The 19,390-nt window shown below is 55.1% G+C and carries 13 protein-coding genes; 2 read left to right on the top strand and 11 right to left on the bottom strand.

Annotation, left to right across the window (positions count from 1 at the left end):
- Window positions 1–17 precede the first annotated feature (17 nt).
- The 6 genes from AAY81_RS06360 to AAY81_RS06385 all read right to left on the bottom strand — a co-directional run bounded on the left by AAY81_RS06360 (window position 18) and on the right by AAY81_RS06385 (window position 11,071).
- The gene (locus tag AAY81_RS06360; RefSeq protein ID WP_143117349.1) at window positions 18–1,154 is read right to left on the bottom strand and encodes a hypothetical protein; all 1,137 of its coding nucleotides are present in this window, start codon (window positions 1,152–1,154) and stop codon (window positions 18–20) included.
- Between the two features lie 103 nt (window positions 1,155–1,257).
- A complete protein-coding gene (locus tag AAY81_RS06365) occupies window positions 1,258–4,335 on the bottom strand; it encodes a type I restriction endonuclease subunit R (RefSeq protein WP_082867902.1) in 3,078 nt (1,025 codons plus the stop codon).
- Window positions 4,336–4,678: 343 nt separating this feature from the next.
- Complete coding sequence (locus AAY81_RS06370) at window positions 4,679–6,517, bottom strand: DUF262 domain-containing protein (protein WP_066662826.1); 1,839 nt, start codon at window positions 6,515–6,517, stop codon at window positions 4,679–4,681.
- An 18-nt stretch (window positions 6,518–6,535) separates the two neighbouring features.
- Entirely contained in the window at window positions 6,536–7,861 is a 1,326-nt protein-coding gene (locus tag AAY81_RS06375; RefSeq protein ID WP_066662830.1) for a restriction endonuclease subunit S, read from the bottom strand.
- Window position 7,862: 1 nt separating this feature from the next.
- On the bottom strand, window positions 7,863–9,626 hold the full coding sequence (locus AAY81_RS06380) for a type I restriction-modification system subunit M (protein ID WP_066662832.1): 1,764 nt from the start codon (window positions 9,624–9,626) through the stop codon (window positions 7,863–7,865).
- 62 nt (window positions 9,627–9,688) lie between these two features.
- Window positions 9,689–11,071, bottom strand: a complete 1,383-nt coding sequence (locus AAY81_RS06385) for a hypothetical protein (RefSeq protein ID WP_066662835.1) — start codon at window positions 11,069–11,071, stop codon at window positions 9,689–9,691.
- Window positions 11,072–11,257: 186 nt separating this feature from the next.
- Here AAY81_RS06385 and AAY81_RS06390 point away from each other — a divergent pair, with 186 nt between their 5' ends.
- On the top strand, window positions 11,258–12,631 hold the full coding sequence (locus tag AAY81_RS06390) for an ISL3 family transposase (RefSeq protein ID WP_066660379.1): 1,374 nt from the start codon (window positions 11,258–11,260) through the stop codon (window positions 12,629–12,631).
- Here AAY81_RS06390 and AAY81_RS06395 read toward each other — a convergent pair.
- The 4 genes from AAY81_RS06395 to pta all read right to left on the bottom strand — a co-directional run bounded on the left by AAY81_RS06395 (window position 12,628) and on the right by pta (window position 16,633).
- Window positions 12,628–14,571 carry a YobI family P-loop NTPase gene (locus AAY81_RS06395; protein WP_066662838.1) on the bottom strand — a complete coding sequence of 648 codons (1,944 nt, stop codon included), beginning with the start codon at window positions 14,569–14,571 and terminating at the stop codon, window positions 12,628–12,630. The two genes, AAY81_RS06390 and AAY81_RS06395, sit on opposite strands and share 4 nt — an antisense overlap.
- Window positions 14,572–14,653: 82 nt before the next feature.
- Entirely contained in the window at window positions 14,654–15,388 is a 735-nt protein-coding gene (locus AAY81_RS06400) for a DegV family protein (protein WP_240480561.1), read from the bottom strand.
- Complete coding sequence (locus tag AAY81_RS10695; RefSeq protein WP_240480562.1) at window positions 15,373–15,537, bottom strand: DegV family protein; 165 nt, start codon at window positions 15,535–15,537, stop codon at window positions 15,373–15,375. Before AAY81_RS10695 ends, AAY81_RS06400 begins: the two co-directional genes overlap by 16 nt.
- A 94-nt stretch (window positions 15,538–15,631) precedes the next feature.
- Entirely contained in the window at window positions 15,632–16,633 is a 1,002-nt protein-coding gene (gene pta, locus AAY81_RS06405) for a phosphate acetyltransferase (RefSeq protein WP_066662841.1), read from the bottom strand.
- 183 nt (window positions 16,634–16,816) lie between these two features.
- Between pta and AAY81_RS06410 the strand changes: the two genes are divergently transcribed.
- Window positions 16,817–17,839 carry a glycosyltransferase family 2 protein gene (locus AAY81_RS06410; RefSeq protein ID WP_066662845.1) on the top strand — a complete coding sequence of 341 codons (1,023 nt, stop codon included), beginning with the start codon at window positions 16,817–16,819 and terminating at the stop codon, window positions 17,837–17,839.
- A 245-nt stretch (window positions 17,840–18,084) separates the two neighbouring features.
- On the opposite strand, the gene AAY81_RS06415 is transcribed toward AAY81_RS06410, so the two are convergent.
- Complete coding sequence (locus AAY81_RS06415) at window positions 18,085–19,305, bottom strand: acetate/propionate family kinase (RefSeq protein WP_066662847.1); 1,221 nt, start codon at window positions 19,303–19,305, stop codon at window positions 18,085–18,087.
- Between the last annotated feature and the right edge of the window lie 85 nt (window positions 19,306–19,390).

The raw sequence follows: 19,390 nt of genomic DNA on the forward strand, positions 1-19,390 counted from the left end.
ACCTTTCAAAATGAACGCTAGGCATGCAAGTTAAAAACTTGTACTGTGACATGCATGATTCGTTCGTCATATTTGTTCTGTATTTTGCAATACCACTGAGAATGCTTCGGCCGCCCTTCCTGTATCGACACTTCGTCAAGCGCATCCTGGACTGCATCAAGCACAGTTTCGAAATTCTTGATGTCTTTGTTGAAGACAATGACGCTGACCTTTGTATCCCGCCAAGTGGTGTAAGAAAAGAGCTGATCAATTGCAGCGAGAAAAGCCTTTCTGCCGTGCCAGATCTTGCATTCTGCAATATAAGCCGCATGACCCTCGAATGGCACGTTGATATCGGTCTTTCCCTTCTTGCGAAACGTCTCACCAGTCGCATTCTCGTAATGAGTGTTAAGAACCGAAAGGATATGGTCTCGAAGCTGCTCCTCGCCAAAGGACACATAAGAGCCGGGAGCTTGTTCCATTATCGAACAACAGCTGTCTATAATTTCGGTAATGTGCTCATAGTCGACGTCAGCGATACAGTACGACTCTCCCTGCTCAGACGGTCGAGGCATATTAAAAACAAGCTTCTTCTTTCTCGGGAGGGATACAGGCTTCGCCATGGGGGCGTCTTTCACCCGACGGAGCGGTAGGTTAAGCCCTTGCCGTATGGACGCGAATTTGTCGAGCTCGGAAATACGCTTATCAACCGCCTGCTCGACCTGCTGCCGCAAAGAATCATTAAACTGCTTGGCGTCCATCCTGATGTGCTCCGCAGCGGTTACGTAGTCTCCGACCTCTTCCTGGAAATGCTTCCGAATGCCATCTGCAGTCGCTTCACGTTGTGTCACTTCATAAACGAGAACAAAATAGCCGACGCCATCCTTATTCGGCCTATCCAACCTTTCAATTTCAAAAGTCCTCAATGTGTGTGTCATCGGGGTCACCTTGAAGAGCTCGGGGTCGCCCGTGTAAGGCACCATGCATGTCGCCCTGAACCCCGCGACGTCGAAATACTTAGGCTCAGAGGGATCCATGCGAGACCAGTGGTTGTATTCCTGCAGCGTCTTTTCATCGAGCTCCAGCTGCATACTCTCAGGATAGATGGCGAGACAATCGATCTCGTATTGCGAGACATAATAGTCGATCCAAGCATCGCGATCGGTCTTATCCATCCTCTCGGCCGACAATGATGCTATCTCCTGACGCATCCTCGCATGATGAGCCTTGAATACGTCGACGGTCAGATTCCCATGAAAGCACTGCATCGAAATCAACCTATTCCTCGTCCGCATTGCACCTGCGATACACGAGCGGAAGCAAGTCGTTGTTCATGATCCGCATGTACGTATCGGGATTCTCGTTGAAACTCTCGTACATATCCTGGCTATCGGACAGAATCGCCATCAGGGCATTCATGAGCACATCGCCGAAAATGGCACGCAGGTCGTTCATCGAATTCGTCCGCGCGCGCTGCACGAACTCCTCGTCCTCGCAGACCTTATCGGCAACCGCCTTCATGATCTTGTCCGCTTCGGTCCACTGAGCGCCAAACGCATCGTTCAGATGGTCAATCAGCACGCTCAGGAGTTCTTCTTCCTCATCCTTCGCAACGCCGGCATTCGCACCACCGTTATGCAGCTCCTCACTCTGCAGTTTGATGGCCTTCGTGCCCTTGTCCTCGATGCGCAGGTACTCAAGCTCCACCTTGTCGCGCAAATCGGGTGTACTACCCGTATCTAAGAACAGCTTCTTCACCAGGAAGCCCGCATACACGAACAGCTCGTGCAAATCCCTATCGCCCAGACTGATCATCTGGGTAATAAACGAATACGAGCGCAAGAACTTTCGCAACAGCGCCTTGAACTGACGCTTCGGCGTGTCATCCAGCGCCTTCCAACGATCGACGGCAGGCTGCAACTTGGCCTCCACCTTACGCGACACGCTATCAGTATCCACCTCGCCAAAGTAAATCTGCGCGACCGCCTCGACTTCGCTGTAGTCGTACACGTGGAACCCATCCAGGCGCTCCTGCAGGTTGTAAATCACATCGGGGTCAGTCGCAGCATCAAGCTCGGTAACCTCGTAGTAATTCGAGAAGCTCGCGCGAATGGAATCCCAATCGTTCGCAAAGTCCAGCACGAACGTGCGCTTGCCAGGAATGGAGCATGTGCGATTCAAGCGACTCAGCGTCTGAACAGCCGCAACGCCTGTAAGCATCTTGTCCACGTACATGGCGCACAGCTTCGGCTGATCGAAGCCCGTCTGGTACTTGTTCGCGCACACGATAATGCGCTTTTCGTCGGAGTCGAATAGCTCGGTCGTGCGCGTTTCGGGGACGCCATTCACCTTGGCCTCGGTAATTTCCTCGCCATCAACGTCCAGCTTGCCCGAGAACGCCACCATGACCTGGCAGGCATACTTCCGCTGCTCGATGTACTCCACCATAGCCAGATACAGGCGATACGCCATGGGGCGACTCCAGGTGACCACCATGGCCTTCGAGCGACCACCCAGCACGCCTTCCACGTCGTTCATAAAGTGCTCGACGATAATCTGTGCCTTCTGGGAAATCATCGCAGGATTCCAATCCACGATGCCCATGAGCGCCCTGTTGGCCTTCATTTCCTTATATCGCGGATCGTCGGAAATCGTCTTGACCAACCGGAAATAGCTCTCGAAGCAGGTGTAATTCTCGAGCACATCCAGAATGAAGCCCTCGTCAATTGCCTGCTTCATCGAATACAAGTGGAACGGACGCGGAATGAGCAGCCCGTCCTTGTCGCGCTTGCAAGCGTCGTCACGCATGCCAAACACCTCGAGCGTGGCAGCCTTCGGCGTAGCCGTGAACGCGAAGAAGCTCAGGTTGGGAATATGCCCCTGCGCCTTCATCTCACGGGCAAGCTCGTCTTCGTTATCCCAGGGCTCGTCGGGGTCGAGGTCGCGATCGATAAGCGCCATCTTCATCTTAGCGTTGGCCTTGCCCGACTGCGAAGAGTGAGCCTCGTCGATAATGACTGCGAACTTCTTTCCGCTGACCTTGGTCTCGCTGCAGATGTACGGGAACTTCTGGATAGTCGACGTGATGATCTGCGCGCCAGAATTCAGCGCCTCGCGCAAGCCCGCAGAGCCATCTTCCTCGCGAATGCGCACCACCACGCCACGCTTATGCTCCACGGAGTCGATGGTCTCGGAGAGCTGCGCGTCCAAGTTGCGTCGGTCGGTAAGGATTACCACGGTATCGAATACGGGTTTGTCATCGGCATCGTGAAGCGACTGCAAATGATGCGCCAGCCACGCAATCGAGTTCGACTTACCGGAACCTGCCGAATGCTGAATGAGATAGCTGCGACCCGCACCATGCTCACGCGCATCGGCGACCAGCTTACGCACCGCATCGAGCTGATGGAAGCGTGGGAAGATGATGCGCTTCATGGCCTTCGTATCGGGGTCGTACTCCACGCGAATGAATCGCTGGATGATGTCAAGCAGACTGTCGGGCGCCAGGATTTCGCGATACAGGTACTCGGTGCGGTAGCCCTCGGGATTGACCGGGTTACCCGCGCCATTCATGCCATTGCCGCGGTTGAACGGCAGGAAGAACGACTTGCCATTCGCCAGCCACGTGCACATCTCCACGGTCTCGGAATCGAGCGCGAAATGGACAAGTGCACGACGGTTGGGCTTAAACAGCAATTCCTTCGGACTGCGGTCGGTCTTATACTGGCACACCGCATGCTCGGTACGCTGACCGGTGTTGTTGTTCTTCAGCTCCATCGTGACCACAGGAATGCCATTCAGGAAGAGAACGACGTCAACCGAATTGTTCAGGTCATCAGGCAGCGTGCCATACCGCAGCTGACGCACGACCTCGAAGCGATTCATCTTGTAGCGCGTCCACGCATCGGGATTCTTTTCGGAGGCGGGTTTGAAGAAGCACAGACGGAACTGCGCACCCGGCGCCATGCGAATGCCATGACGCAGCACGTTGAGTGCTCCCCCACGGTCATCATGAGGCTCAAGCTCATCGCACAAACGCTTGAGGAACTTCTCCTGCGTATGGGAACCGTAGAGCTTTTCGATCTTGGCCCATTCTTCAGGCTGCGTTTCCTTGACGAACGATACAAGTGAATCGACCTTGAGGGCAAGATTGCGGACGTAGTCAGCCTGTGCCTGCGCATTATTGGCGAAAGCGCTCCAACCGGCCTCCCACAGGAAATGCTCTACCTCGTCTTCGAAATCCCGTTCGGACATGCCGCCAAGCGACTTGTATTCGTAGGCCTTATCGCCCTCGAGCATGACGTCGCCATCCTTGAGCGAGTTCGCCAAGCTATCGTCAAACGGTTCACCGATCATGCGTTTTCTCCCATTCGGTATGGCTGCTATCTTCCGAGAAGCAGCAACCTAAACGCTCTTATTATCCGGGCTTGCGCAAATACATACGCAAGCCCGTAAAACACCAATATACGAATTATAGCTATGTATGATACCGCAACTGTACCTAAAATCGGACACACATACGGCAAGAGGCCTAATCGACGCCCGGAACCTTGAACTTGCCCGTCACGGCCTCAGAAATGAGTGACTTACGATACTCGCACATGAGAACTTCTACGTTGTCCTCAAAGTTTCTCTCCGTAGCTTTTGACAAACTCGTAGCCATATAGGAAACCGACACCATAGTCAGTCCCTTCAGTCATCAATCTCCAATTCGCGCGAGCTTCACGAAGTCAGGCGTCCAAAGCGCAAGAGCGAGCGATTTCACGAGCTCAGACCTCTCTGCGATTTCATCGCGACTGAACGTCTCATAGGGCTTAAACTCAAAGCCCGTTTCCTCCATGAACTTGAGGAAACGCGGATTGTGCCGATACGAAGCCGAGACAAGTGCCGCAGAGAGCACGTTACCTTTCTCGCTGCCATACACGGGAAGCTTCTGCGAGTAGCGGTCATCATTAATCGAGGCATTTGTAGATTTGTCAAGCAAAAGCAGGTTACCTGGCCTGTTCCTCGTAGCATCGAACTCCTCGCGGCTCCCGTACTCGTCCTGATACCACTCATAGTGGTCCGTAATAATGTGCTCCACCTCAAAGGGACGCTTGCTCTTCTGGGCCACATACTCAAGATAATGACCGGGCTGGTCACAGCCACGCTCCACGAAGTCAGTGATGCGGGCCAGCATGTGCCGAATGTATTTCTTAGTGTAGAAGTTCAGCCGGAAGTCGCCCCAGGCGTCCTCGATGCTCATGCCGAGGTCGTCGACCTCCTTGTCGAGCTGTGCGGCCAGCTCGTCTACGTCGAGGTTGCGTATGCGCTTCGTCAGCTGGAACATCGCGTATTTGATCGTGGAGTAGTCCATACTGCGGTAGTTGACGGCCCTCGTATAGATGAAGATGTCGATGAAGCGCGACACGAGCAGGATCTTCCGCTCGATGGTTTCGCCGATGTCCTCGACGCGTATGGGCGCGAGGCAGAGCTGCGACTGCAGGGTGAAGCTGAGCGCCGCGTTGTAGTAGAGATACGGCTGCTTCTCGCTGAATTCCCACTCCCAGTGCTTGAGGCGGATGTAGATGTCGGCGAACTTGCAGAACTCCTCGATGAACCGGTCGAAGTCGTCCGACGAGTTGAGGCCCAGCCGCGCGTGCTCGTCGCGCACCCACTTGTGGAAGCTGCCGCCGATGAGGTCGAAGTCCTCGGGCGTCGCGCCCTTCTTGTTCTCGCGGATGCTCTCTGCATACTTGGCGCGCAGCCACGCCTTGATACAATCCTCCTCCTCGCTCTTACCCAGCTCCTTCAACGCGAGCATCTTGGCCTTCCAGGCGTCGTTGAGCTTCTCGCGCCGCTGGTCGTCGGCTACCTCCGAGAGAAGGTAGCCCTTGAGCATCTCGGCGGAGGTGAGGCTCAGCCCTCGGTCGTTCATCGATACGAACACCTTGTGCGCGTCCTGCTCAGTCTCGGTCACGATCTCGATGAAGTAGACCTTCTCGGTCAGCCAGTCGGCAAAGTACGGAAGCGCCGCATCGTCGATCTCCTCGGGGAACAGGTCGCATATGTCCTGGTAGCGAGCGTATAGGTTCTTGACGCTCTCGCCGTAGCCCTCGGGGTCGAAGTCCTTGCCGTCGTTGAGCGCCCGCAGACACGGCTCGCGGTCCTCGACCGATATGTTGAACGAGGCGGTACCGAAGCTCTCGGAGAAGATCATCTGGTCCACGGTCGCGATCGTCATGTCCATGTCAAGCAGGCGCCGGCGCAGGTAGATAAGCAGCAGAGAGAGCGACGAAAGGCGCTGCTGCCCGTCGATGATGGCGTTCTCACGCCCGGCGAGAACGACGCTGCCCATGAAGTATACGCCGTACTGCGCGACGTCCTTGCGCTCGTGGGCTGGGTCGTACCAGTTCAGGAACTCGTCGGTCAGGTCGTCGATGAGCTCCTGCACCTGCTTGTACTGCCAGGCGTACTCGCGCTGGTAGTAGTGGATGGAGTACTTCGTGTTCTGCAGAAGCTGTTTGAACGTCTTCTCTGTTCCCGTGATCTTCTTCATGCTTCCCTCTCCGTGGTGCTAGACGCCGGGTACCTTGAACTTGCCGGTCACGGCCTCCGATATCAGCGACTTGCGGTACTCCCGCAGCTTGTCGGCCATCTCCTGCTTCTCCTCGATCAGTGAGTCGATCTCGGCGGTCTTGGCATCGAGGTATGCGACTATCTTCTCCTGCTCTTCCGGAGGAGGCTGAATAATAGGGGATCTAGAGACCTCGCCGAGATTATATTTCGCCGCAGCAGTTCCACCTCCGGCTTTTACCGTCTGTATATACGAGCAGTAGTAATCCGAGTTCATGCAGTAAGCAAGATAGTCCCCGTTGATAGCCCCACCTTTGAGCTTAATCAAACCAAGGCTAACGAATATGTCAAATGTAGGACAGTCTTTAACAACGACAGTCACACCCAGGGTGCCAATTCTTGCAAAAAGCAGATCACCCTCTTCGATAGGCGCGTGCTTGCTCAGCTCAAGGTGCTGAGCATACGAAATGTACTTACGATCCTCAAAACTTATGGTTCCATTTGACATGTCTTTAATAGACAAAAATGGAATTCCTTCATCGGTGTATTCCGGCGTTTGATGAACGCCATCCGTAATCAGTTTTGAAAAATGTTTTAAAGGTATGACATCCCAATTCTCTGGTATTTCACTTACCCATTTTGACCCAGATCTCTTCATAGGCGCGTCGGGGTCGAGGCCCTTGGTGACGGCCTCGGAGATGACCGCCTTGCGGTACTCCCGCAGCAGCCCGACCTCCCGCTCGCAGTCCGCGACAAGCGCGTCGACCTCGGCGGTCTTGGCGTCGAGGTAGTCGGCGATGGCCTGTTGTTCTTTCTGAGATGGCAAAAAGATCGTAGCCGAACCTATTTTATCGACATTGAGGTTCTTTACCACTCCACCATCAACCATTAAGTCAAATTGATGGGTGCAGTATTCCGATAACAAACAGTAGTACAGGTACTCAGGAGAAACCGATTTAATATTTGCGAAACATACCCATCCGTCATGAATATAGCCATCAAGCTCTAGAATATACGGGCGCCCAAAGCTCATGGAATTAGTTAGTAGCAAATCGCCCCTATGAACAGCTCTGCTTTTCGCACAACCGTCAGCAATTATCTTTTGCTTGCAATTACGAATATATTTGCCATCTTTTTCCGTGTCGCCAATCTTGATCCAGTTGAAACTATTTGGGTCATCTGCCTCTGCGATAAAATCCTCAATAGGTCTGGGCGACCCTCCGCGTAAAATCAGTGCCACATTCTTTAAGCGTAGCGTTTCCCATTCCTCGGGAATCTCGCCAATCCACTCGACGCCAGAATACTTATACGCTTCGTAGCGCTCCATGTTAGAGCCCCGCCTTCTGCAGCTTCTCGGCGATGCTTGCCTCTAGCTCGCGAATCTCGGCAAGGATTTCGCTGCTGGGACGCAGCGGCGTGTACTCATAGAAATGACGGGTAAAGGGAATCTCGTAGCCCACTACCCCACCATCACGTAGCTCGAGCATCTGGCCCTTCTTCTGCTTTTTCGGCTCAATCCAGGCATCGGGTGCATAGGGCAGCACCTCGCGTACCATGTAGTCTTCAACGCTTTCCGTTAGCGGAATGTTCTCGGTGTCGTTAAGCTCCTTGTCAGCAACCGGACGGCCCTTCTTGTCACGAACGATTTCACCCTGCTCGTCACGCTGAGGGCGACGCACGTCCACGGTTACGTAGCCGAACTCATCGTTTTCAAACACCTTGCTGAGCTTCGAATCGGCATCTTCGAAATCATTGTACAGGCCGATGATCTGCGCGATTTGCTCGTCGCTGAACTCGTTGCGCTTGCTGCCCAGACTCTTACGCATCTTGTTGTAGATGCCGTTCGCGTTAATGAGCTGCACCTTGCCCTTGCGGCGTTCTTCCTTCGTGTTATCGAGCACCCAAATGTAGGTGGCAATACCCGTATTGAAGAAGAAGTCGTTCGGCATGGCGACAATGGCATCCACCAGGTCGTGCTGAAGCAGATAGCGACGAATCTCGCTCTCGCCAGAGCCAGCTGAACCCGTGAACAGCGGGCTACCATTCAGGAAGACGGCAACGCGGCCGCCACCGTCCTCCGGAGCGCGCATCTTGCTTACCATATGCTGCACAAACAGCAGCTGACCATCGGAAATACGCGGCAGACCCGCACCGAAGCGGCCCGCGAACCCAAGCGTCTCGCGCTCCTTCGTAACCGCAGCCTTCGATTTCTTCCAGTCGACGCCATACGGCGGATTCGAGATCTGGTAGCCAAACGTCTCGCCTTGCATCTGGTCGTCGGCAAGCGTGTCGCCCAAATGGACGTTAACAACGTTTCCGCCCTTCAGGATGGTGTCTGACTTGCAGATGGCATAGGACTGGCCGTTGATTTCCTGCGCGTACGTTACCACCGTAGCCTGCGGATTGATTTCAGCCACGCGGTCGGCGAACACCGTAAGCGCACCGCCCGTTCCAGCGCAGGGGTCGCACACCTTCACGATGCGGTTCGGGCGCGTAAGGTCGTCCATCTCGCCGGCGACGAGCAGCTCCGAAGCGAGGCGCAGGCCATCGCGCGGGCTAAAGTGCTCACCAGCGGTTTCGTTGCTCATTTCGCTAAACTTGCGGATAAGCTCTTCGTAGATGTCTCCCATGTCGGCATTGCTGATGCTTTCCGGAGAAAGATCGACCTTCGGATTGCAGAAACGCTCGACCACCAGGAAGAGCAGGTCGTATTCGTCGAGGTTTTTGATGACCTCGAAGATCTTGAACTTCTCGAAGATGTCAACGATGTCGGAGCTGAAGCTCGTAACGTACTGAGTGATGTTTTCTCGGATGCCATCGGCATCCTGCAGAAGCCCCTCCATGGTGAAGCAGCTCGTATTGTAGAAGTCGACGCCAGCGGCTTTCTTCAGCATCTTGTCGCGCAACGGACCAGCAGGAACGCTCTTTGCGGCAGCTTCGAGCACTGCCTGCTTGGTGGGCTCGAGCACCACGTCGAGACGGCGCATAACCGTGAATGGCAGGATGATATCACCGTACTCGTGCTGCTTGAAACTGGAGCGCAGCAAGTCTGCCGTACCCCAAATAAAGCTCGAGATTTCAGAGTGATTCATTGTGTTGCCTTTCAGATAACAAGCTTAATACAGAAACTATCAGCGTACGATAAACAATAGAGTTATCGATGGCGCTTTGACTTAGCGATATAGACACGTCCATCGGAACTAATCGTCACATACCCCATGCCTTCTAGCAGAGATACAACCTGCCGAGTCTCACCAGACAATTGGTCTACCTTCGGATGTCGTTTATTCAGAATGGAATCTAATTCCTCAAGACCAAATGCATGCAACGCCTCAACTAGCTCTCTCCAATCCCAGTCGCATAGCTTCCCTAAGACGTCAAGACGCTTCCGGAAGGAAGATTCTCGTATCACCTCTACAACAATACGCCTATCCACATTAAGCTCAATCAACCCATTCACAGAGAGACTCGCAGCGTATCCCACAAGCGCTTTGTCCAATGAAACACTTTCCCCAAACCTCTCAAAGGCAGCCGCAACACCCGAACTAGATAACCTTCCCCTATCTAGAAGCACTTGAGCCGTCTCATCATCATAATCCGCATTCAACGCAATTCGGGATCGAAGCATGTTCACCAAGCTAGCTCGATAGTCTTTCGTATGCACGCAAGAAAGAGCCAACACAGCAGAGAGTTCTTCATCAGACGGGGAAGTATAGGCCACGCACGACATATACGCATCGATATCGCCTTCGATATACGGAAGGCAAAATCCACCTGCATACTTATCATGCATCACAGACAAAGAATGCCTGGACAAAACGGGGATCCGCATATCAAACATTAGTCTAATTTTTTCATCCGAAAGATTGCTCGGAATGTTACTTATTGAATATGTATCAAGAAGACCAAGGAACGACTTGAATTTATCGTCGTCGAGCGAATTGAAATTATTAATTTGAGCTCTAACAACAGACAGCGATGCTTCCGAACAATCACTTTTCTTTAGAGAAAAGCCTTCGAACCCGTTAACAAACGCTACCCAGTCACCAGTCGGGCCAACAACTTCCAGGTAGGAGAGCGCATTAGAAATGGTGCTTGATACCTTCGCATTTTGCAAAAGGATACGCCAGACAGAGGAATCCTTCACATCAGTAAACAAAGCAATTTCGCCACGATAAGACTTCGCTAAGCGTTTTCGACTATCGGCGGTCATCTCGGCATTAACGAGGCGGATGAACGATTGAGGGGAGCAAGCAACTGGAGAACTCGAACTGAGATATTCCGCGACAAATGAGTCCAGGTCGCTTTCTATATTCTTCCAGGTAAAAGAATCCGGTTTAGCGATAACAGAGTCCAAAACGTTTCCGCCATCAATAGCAGATCCCGTCTCACGCTCAAATGCAACGCGGATATTATCCTCCGTCTGTAAATAGGAACCGGAATCAAGCAACGTAAGAACCAATTCTTCCGAAGCATCCTTACCTAAAATAGCAGCTTTGATGCCGAACGCATCCAAGGCCGTTGCAATATCGTCCACAACACCAGGGAAGCAGGTCTCAAAAAGGGGCTCTTCGGTGGTTTCTGTGGGAGAGATTCCGGCATAGGCCCAGCTCAGCGGGCGAAAACAACGATCTGGAACTGAAACGGCCCCGGGAGGGGCCGTTTCCGCGTCATCCGCCTATGATTGCTAAGCCAAATTCAGACAACCGAAGAGGTGTGACGCATGAAGAGTCTACTACTTCTCGCCCTCGGTCTGGCCCGCACGGTCGTCCTGGGCGCGCGCATCGAGGCCGAGCGCATCGTCGTGAGCGTCCGGCCCTACAAGCGCGAGCAGCGCCGCTGCCCCGTATGCGGCAGGGCCTGCGACTTCTACGACATGGCGAACCGCGGGGCCCCCAGGCTGTGGAGGGCGATGGACCTGGCGCGCTCGGCCTGCTACCTGGAGTACGCGCCCTGCAGGGTGCGCTGCCCGGAGCACGGCGTGCGCACCGAGGCCGTCCCCTGGGCGCGGCACGGGGCGCGCTTCACGCGTGACTTCGAGGACTGGGTGGCGTGGCTGGCGGTCCGCTGCACCGCCTCGGCGGTCTCCGAGCTCGCCCGCGTCGAGTGGCACAGCGTGGGCGGCGTGTGCAGGCGCGTCTACGCCGAGCTGGAGGCCGCGCGCGGCGCCTCGAGGTTCGACGGCGTGCGCCGCATCGGCATCGACGAGACGTCGTACAAGAAGGGCCACAAGTACGTCACGGTGGTCGTCGACCACGACCGCGGCTGCCTCATCTGGGCGCACGAGGGCACCGGCAAGGACGTGCTCAACCTGTTCCTCGACGAGCTCACGCGCGAGCAGAGGCGCGCCATAGAGGTGGTGACCGCCGACGGCGCGAGGTGGATAAGGCAGCTGGTCAAGCGCCGCTGCCCCAACGCGAGGTGGGTCATGGACCCCTTCCACGTGGTCCAGTGGATGAACGACGCGCTCGACGCCGTGCGCTGCGAGGAGTGGAACGCCGCCAGGGCCGCCGCCAGGGCCGCCAGGCCCAGGCCCGAGGGCAAGCGCGGCAGGCCTGCCAAAGGCGAGCTGCCGCCCGAGGAGGTCAGGGCGCTCGAGGAGGAGGCGGCCTCCATCAAGGGCAGCCGCTACGCGCTCGTGAAGAACCCCGAGGACCTCACCGACGGCCAGAGGGCGAGGCTCGAGGCGCTCAAGAAGAGGGCCGGCTCGCGGCTGGTCAGGGCCTGGGAGCTCAAGGAGGACCTGCGGGCCGTCTTCCGGGCAGCCGACGGCTCCGAGGCCGCCGAGCTGCTCGACGACTGGATGCACAGGGCCGCCTACTGCAAGATCGCCAAGGTCGTCGCCGTGGAGAAGAAGGTGCGCCGCCGGCGCGACGACATCATCGCCGCAGTCGAGCTCGGCATCAGCAACGGGCGCGTAGAGGCCATCAACAACAAGATCAAGGTGACGGTGAGGATGGGCTACGGCTTCCGCAACACCGACAACCTCGTGGCCCTGCTCATGCTCAGGTGCGGCGACTGCCAGCCCCAGCTCCCGGGTCGCCCGGTGAAGGCGAGGAAGAAGGGCGTGAAGGGAGCGAAGAGCGTTGCTGCCTAGGCTAGCCCCTTGTCACACAAACTACCGAAGCCTCCAAAAAGGGTAATCTGCTCAGGCGAATACAGACCAGCAGAATCCGATAAAACACGAGCAATTGCGCCATTATTCATTGCGTCCGCATCAAGCAGCCAAGCAAGACACGGCTCGCTATCAACCTGCTCCGCACACATCGTACCTTGAAGCAAAGAGCCAGAAACAACGGACAAGACAAAAAGAGACTTATCGAAGTTGCCTTCCGATAAAAGAAAGTCTGGAATTCGTTCAATAACGGAAAACGGAAAACGCGGAAGACGCGACACGGCAAGCGAACCAAAATCCGAAGCTTCTCCGAACGCGCACTCAATCATATTTTTGAAAGCTTGATTCTCAGTCGAGCAGCTTGTAGACATATACTCAGCAAGCGAAAGGTTCATTGTCGAAGGCTTAAGAAATTCATAGTCATGTAAGTATTCCAGAACACTTTCGGGAGCATCGAGAGCCCATTGATAATTGCTCGATCCGTTCCGCGCCATCATCAACCAAGCACGATCACGATCAGAAAGACGCTTGCTATCAGGCCTCGCAATGTAGAAATAATAGCCCTCATCAACAAAACCCGATTTAATTAAATACGACAAAAACTCAACGACATTCTCAATATAGCCATCAGGGAAGCCGCTTTCAGAAAAGGATGTCTTGCAGTACGGATCTAAGATTTTCTTAAAACCATGTGGACGCAGAAAAACAGGGTCGACATTCTCGCCAGATAAGTCTTTCAAATATTTATAGAGTGCGCCTCGCCTACGTTCCAAATCGATAAAGACGGAAGGTGCCACATTTTTAATAGCCATCATTGCAAATAGCTTGCTATAGTCAAAACAAGTTTGCTTCTGAGCATTTAACTCGTCAGCATAGACGCAGTAATCGGTGACGATAGACTTAAGAAGCCTGTAATCATCAATATAAAACGCGGTATTCAGAAGAAGCTGGTTAGATAGGTCTCCTGGAAAACCAGACAACTGTTCGACGATGCGACCATACGAATTATAGCCATCAACAATCGGGACAACGGGAATCATCAAATCAAAGAATTTGGTACGACTCTCACCCAGCAAGACATCATCAGCCAAACAATACACGAATCGTATTGGCTTTATTGCCGAGCCTCTAGCAAGATTTAGCGTTAAGTTCAGCTCCCGGAGCTGACCCAGGATTTCACTCTGGCTTAATCGATCAAGATCCTCAAATACAAATGCATCTTCCTCGCGGGCATCAAACAATTCAATGATGAAAGACAAGTGCTCATCGAAATAGGAGCAGGATTTAACATCCGACTCAACTTCGGCTCGGACGCCTTCCAAGGAAAGAGACTTAACAATCGGAGGACAACCAGATTTTACATACCAAACCGAAAGGCCAACGATAAGAAGAACAAGCAGCGCCGCTGTAATGCCGATAGGATAAGCCGAAGACTCCCCTGCAAAAGGATGACTAACAACCTGAACGCAAAGAGCGAGAGCGATAACCGTAACGACAAGAAACGCTACAAATGCCATGGCAAGAGCACGTGCATTGAAAGACACCTTAGCCGAAGGATACTCTGTTTTTACCCATTTAATCGACGAATTACTATTGCTAACCACCGAAAGCTGATCGATGATTTTTCTTTCCAGGGCATTGAGCGATTTCACGCATTCCGAATCTTCGGCATCCTTACCCTTATCCATGTTTCGATAATCAAAATCAGCTAGTGATAAATAGGCGAATCGTTTGCCATACGCAGCCTCATAAGACTTAATAAAACTGCTTTTGCCGCACCCAACGGGACCCGTTATCGCTATATTTTTAACCGATTCACTTTCAAACGCTTTATTTAATAAAGCACTTTGAAAGTCACCAACTTCGACATCGTTTCGAGGCGAAAGAAACGAACCTTCAAGTAATTCATGCTGATCCCCCAAGGAAATCCCATCCAATCAACTAGGCGCAAAAGGGCATTATTCGATAAAAGAGATGATGAGAACGATCCCAGGCACCAACCCTCTATCCCCTACTAGTCCCCAAAAAGAACAACGCCAACGTCCCAGGCCCGGAGTGCGACCCAATAACCGGGTCCACGTAGTTGATCGTAAAGTCACGAATATCGAACGACGGCTCGGCCTCGATCATGGCCTTCAGCTCTAGGGCATCCTCCAGGCAGTCGCCATGCGAGATGGCGATATGCTGCGGGCCGTAGCTGGGGTCGTACGACTCCACCATGTGGTTGAACAGCGCCTTGATGCTGCGCTTGCGGCTGCGCACCTTCTCGCGGGGGATCAGGTGCCCGGGGTTGTCCATATGCAGTACGGGCTTAATAGACAGGATGTTCGCCGCCGTCGCGCTCGTGCGCGACACGCGCCCACCGCGATACAGGTACATCAAGTCGTCCACGGTGAACCAATGCGCCAGGTGGAACCTATGCTCTTCCAGCCACGCATGCGTGTCCTCGATGCTCTTCCCTGCCTCGCGCATGTCAGCCGCGTAAAGCACCAGCAAGCCCTGGCCCAGCGACGCACCGCGCGTGTCGCACGTATAGATCTTGCGCTCGGGATACTCGCTGCGCATGTTGTCCAGCAAGTTCACCGTGGCCTCGTACGTGCCCGAAAGCCCGCTGGAAAAGCCCACGTACAGAATGTCCTGCCCGCGGTCCAAAATGCCACAGATGATGTCGGACGACGCCTGCTGGTTCGGCAGGCTGGTCGTAAACACCTTGCCCTCGCGCATCATGCGGTAGAACATACCAGGTCGGTGGTTTCGCCCTTCAGATAGCTGGTGTACTCGTTACCCTCGTTCATGAAACGCAACGACAGGATTTCCAGCTCATGCGCATCGATGAGCTCCTCAGTCAAGTTGCAACTGGAATCGGTGAGAATCGTATAGCTTGGCATACCCACTCCTATATACCCAATAACCTGGGATTAGCCTACCACAAAAACGCGGCGGCAGGTCTTCCCCACCGCCGCGCCTATGCACGCGTTTTCGCTACTGCGCCTTCTGCGCTTGGCACTGCACGCACGTGATGGCCACAACGCCCACGATGTCGGCAGCCGAAGCCCCGCGCGAAAGGTCGTTCACCGGCTTTGCCAGGCCCTGCGTAATGGGGCCGTACGCTTCGGCCTTCGCCAGGCGCTGCACCAGCTTGTAGGCAATGTTGCCCGTGTCCAGGTCGGGGAACACCAGGATGTTCGCCTTGCCAGCCACCGGCGAGCCCGGCGCCTTGCTGGTACCCACGCTGGGCACGATGGCGGCATCGGCCTGCATCTCGCCGTCGATGAGCATCTCGGGCGCCGTTTCCTTCGCCAGGCGCGTGGCCTCGATCACCTTGTCACGATCGGCACTGGCCACGGTGCTCTTGAACGTGGAATGCGACAGCAGCGCGATGCGCGGTTCCGTACCGAAGATGGTCTGCCAGCTGCGGCCCGTGTTCACCGCAATCTGCGAGAGCTTTTCGGCGTCGGGCTGAATTTCCAGGCCACAGTCGGCGAACATGAACACGCCGTCGTCGCCATACTCGCAATCGGGCACCGCCATCACGAAGAACGAGCTCACGGCCTTCACGCCCGGAGCCGTCTTCAAGATCTGCAGGGCCGCGCGCAGCACGTCGCTCGTGGCATGGCACGCGCCGCACGTCATGCCGTCGGCGTCGCCCAGCTTCACCATCATGGTGCCGAAGTAGATGACGTCATCCATCTTCGCCAGGGCGTCTTCCATGGTCACGCCCTTATGCTTGCGCAGCTCGTAGAACGCTTCCGCATAGCGCTGGCGGTCTTCGCTCTTCGCGGGGTCCACGATGCGCGCGCCTTCCAGGTTGTACGCGCTGCCCGCAATGGCTTCCGCATTGCCCAGGATGACCAAATCGGCAATACCGCCCGCCAGAATCTCCTGCGCCGCGGCAAGCGTGCGCTCGTCGTCGCCTTCCGGCAGTACGATCGTCTGCTTGCTCGCCTTTGCACGTTCAAGCATTGCATCGATGAATGCGCTCATAAAATCGCCTTTCTTTCAGCTATTATGCCTGTCTAGAGAGTACTTTATTCAGTTTGTATGATGATACCCGATATCAATGTCACCAATTTGTAGAATGAGCGTGCGGCAGGAATTAGCGGCCGCGTGCACCCATTTGGTGCACTTGTGCGTTACCCCAAGGGTTGGGAAGGAAATCTACCAAAGGTGAAGACAATCTCGTTCGCCATCCCGTGCTATAACTCGGCCGCCTATATGGACAAATGCATCGAATCGCTGCTCACCTGCGGCGACGATATCGAAATTCTCATCGTGAACGACGGCTCCACGAAGGACAACACCTCCGAAAAGGCCCACGAATGGGAAGAGCGCTACCCCGGCATCATCCGCGCCATCGACCAGGAAAACCGCGGCCACGGCGGTGCCGTGAACCACGGTCTGGAATGCGCCACCGGCCTGTACTTCAAGGTGGTCGACTCCGACGACTGGCTCGATTCCGCTGCCATGGTGCACGTCATGGCCTACCTGCGTCGCCAGGTAGAGCGCAAGAACCCCACCGACCTGGTCATCGGCAACTACGTGTACGAAAAGGTGCACGAGGGCACGCGCACCGTCATCGGCTACCGCAACGTATTCCCGCAGAACCAGGAATTCACCTGGGACGACATCAACCGCTTCCACAGCAGCCAGTACCTGCTCATGCATTCAGTCATCTACCGCACCGATATCCTGCGTGGCATGAACCTGCAGCTGCCGGAACATTGCTTCTACGTGGACAACATCTTCGTATACGCTCCGCTGCCCCACGTGCGCACGCTGTACTACATCAACGAGGACATGTACCGCTACTTCATCGGCCGCGAGGACCAGAGCGTGAACGAGTCCGTCATGCTTTCCCGCATCGACCAACAGCTGCGCATCACGCGCACCATGATCGACGCCGTCGATATCGTAAACGACGTGCCGCAGCCCAAGCTGGCCAAGTACATGGAAAACTACCTGTCCATGATGATGTGCATCTGCAGCGTGTTCCTGCGCATGGAAAAGACGAGCGAGAACGAGCAGAAGCGCTCCGACATCTGGAAGTACCTGGAAGACGCCAACCCCGAACTGTATCGCCACGTGCGCTACAACGTGCTGAACATGGGCACCAACCTGCCCTTCGAGTTCGGTCGTCGCATTGGCCTGGGTGGCTATCGCCTGGCGCAGAAGATCTTCAAGTTCAACTAGCCAAACTGCGTGCGTGCCTTTTTCAGAAAAGGCACGCTAATAGCGCGCGTGAGTTTGTACGAACTGGGGAAACACAGAGCGACACAGGTAGACGACGTCCAAAACCTTACCTTTTCTGAAAAAGGTAAGACGACACAACCGCGTTATCCGGGAAAAACTAACCACAAACGAAAACGGCCCAGGAACACCTGGGCCGCAAGTTATCACGCATATGCAAGCGCTTCGAGAAACCTCGTACGCCCGCCCTACCCCTTGTAAGGCACGATCTGGCTGGACTTGTGCACCAGCGCGTACGTGTCGCGCGCAATCATGAGCTCCTCGTTGGTAGGCACTACGATGATGCGCACCTTCGACTTGTCGTGGCTGATCAAGCGCTCGAAACCACGCTGCTCGTTCTTCGAGGAATCCACCACGATTCCCATGGGCTGCATGCCCGCGAAGATAAGGCGGCGGATGATCGAGCTGTTCTCGCCAATGCCGCCGGTGAGCACGATCACGTCGACGCCCGCCATAACGGCCATATACTGGCCGATGTACTTCTTTACCGAGTTCGCGTACATGTCGTACGCCAGCAGCGCGCGCTCGTTGCCTTCCTGGGCGGCTTCCTGCACCGTGCGCATGTCGTTGCTGATGCCGGAAATGCCCAGCAGGCCCGACTGCTTGTTCAGCAGGTCGGATACGTCCTGCGTGGAAAGGCCCTCGTGGTCCATGAGGAACGGCACGATGGCCGGGTCGATGGCACCCGAACGCGTGCCCATCATCAGGCCGTCGAGGGGCGTGAGGCCCATGGAGGTGTCCACCGCCACGCCATGGTCGATGGCGGAAACCGAGCACCCGTTTCCCAGGTGGCACGTGATCATCTTCAGCTCCGAAAGCGGCTCGCCCAGAAGCTCGGCCGCGCGCGAGGCAATGTAGCGATGGCTCGTGCCATGTGCGCCGTACTTGCGGATGCCGTACTTCTGGTACAGCTCGTACGGGATGGGATACATGTAGGCCTTCGGCGGCAGTGTCTGGAAGAACGCGGTGTCGAACACGGCAACCTGCAGGCGGTCGGGCAGCACTTCCTCGCAGGCCTTGATGCCCTGCAGCGCCGAAAGGTTGTGCAGCGGGGCCAGTTCGGCCAGTTCCAGAATCTTGTCCTTCACGTCGGGCGTGATGACCACCGACTGGTTGAAGTACGCGCCGCCCTGCACGATGCGATGCCCCACCGCGTCGATTTCGCTTACGGAGTGGATGGGCGCACGCGGGCCTTCCACCAGCGAGCGCAGAACCACTTCGATGGCGGCCTTGTGATCGGGCAGGAAGGTGTCGATAACGACTTCGTCTTCGTCGATGCCGTGCTTATGGAAGGAATCCTTCGAGCCAACGCGTTCGCAGAGGCCCTTGGCTATGACCTTTTCGGTAACGATGTCGATGAGCTGATACTTCAGCGACGATGATCCGGCGTTGATTACCAGAATGTTCAAAGTCGGCCTCCTTCCATCTTTGGGGATTCTACCAACACACGCGTACACGCGCCGTCTACCTGCGGCGTTTATCGGCAAGCGGCGG

Origin of the sequence: Denitrobacterium detoxificans (assembly GCF_001643775.1) — a bacterium.
GTDB lineage: Bacteria > Actinomycetota > Coriobacteriia > Coriobacteriales > Eggerthellaceae > Denitrobacterium > Denitrobacterium detoxificans.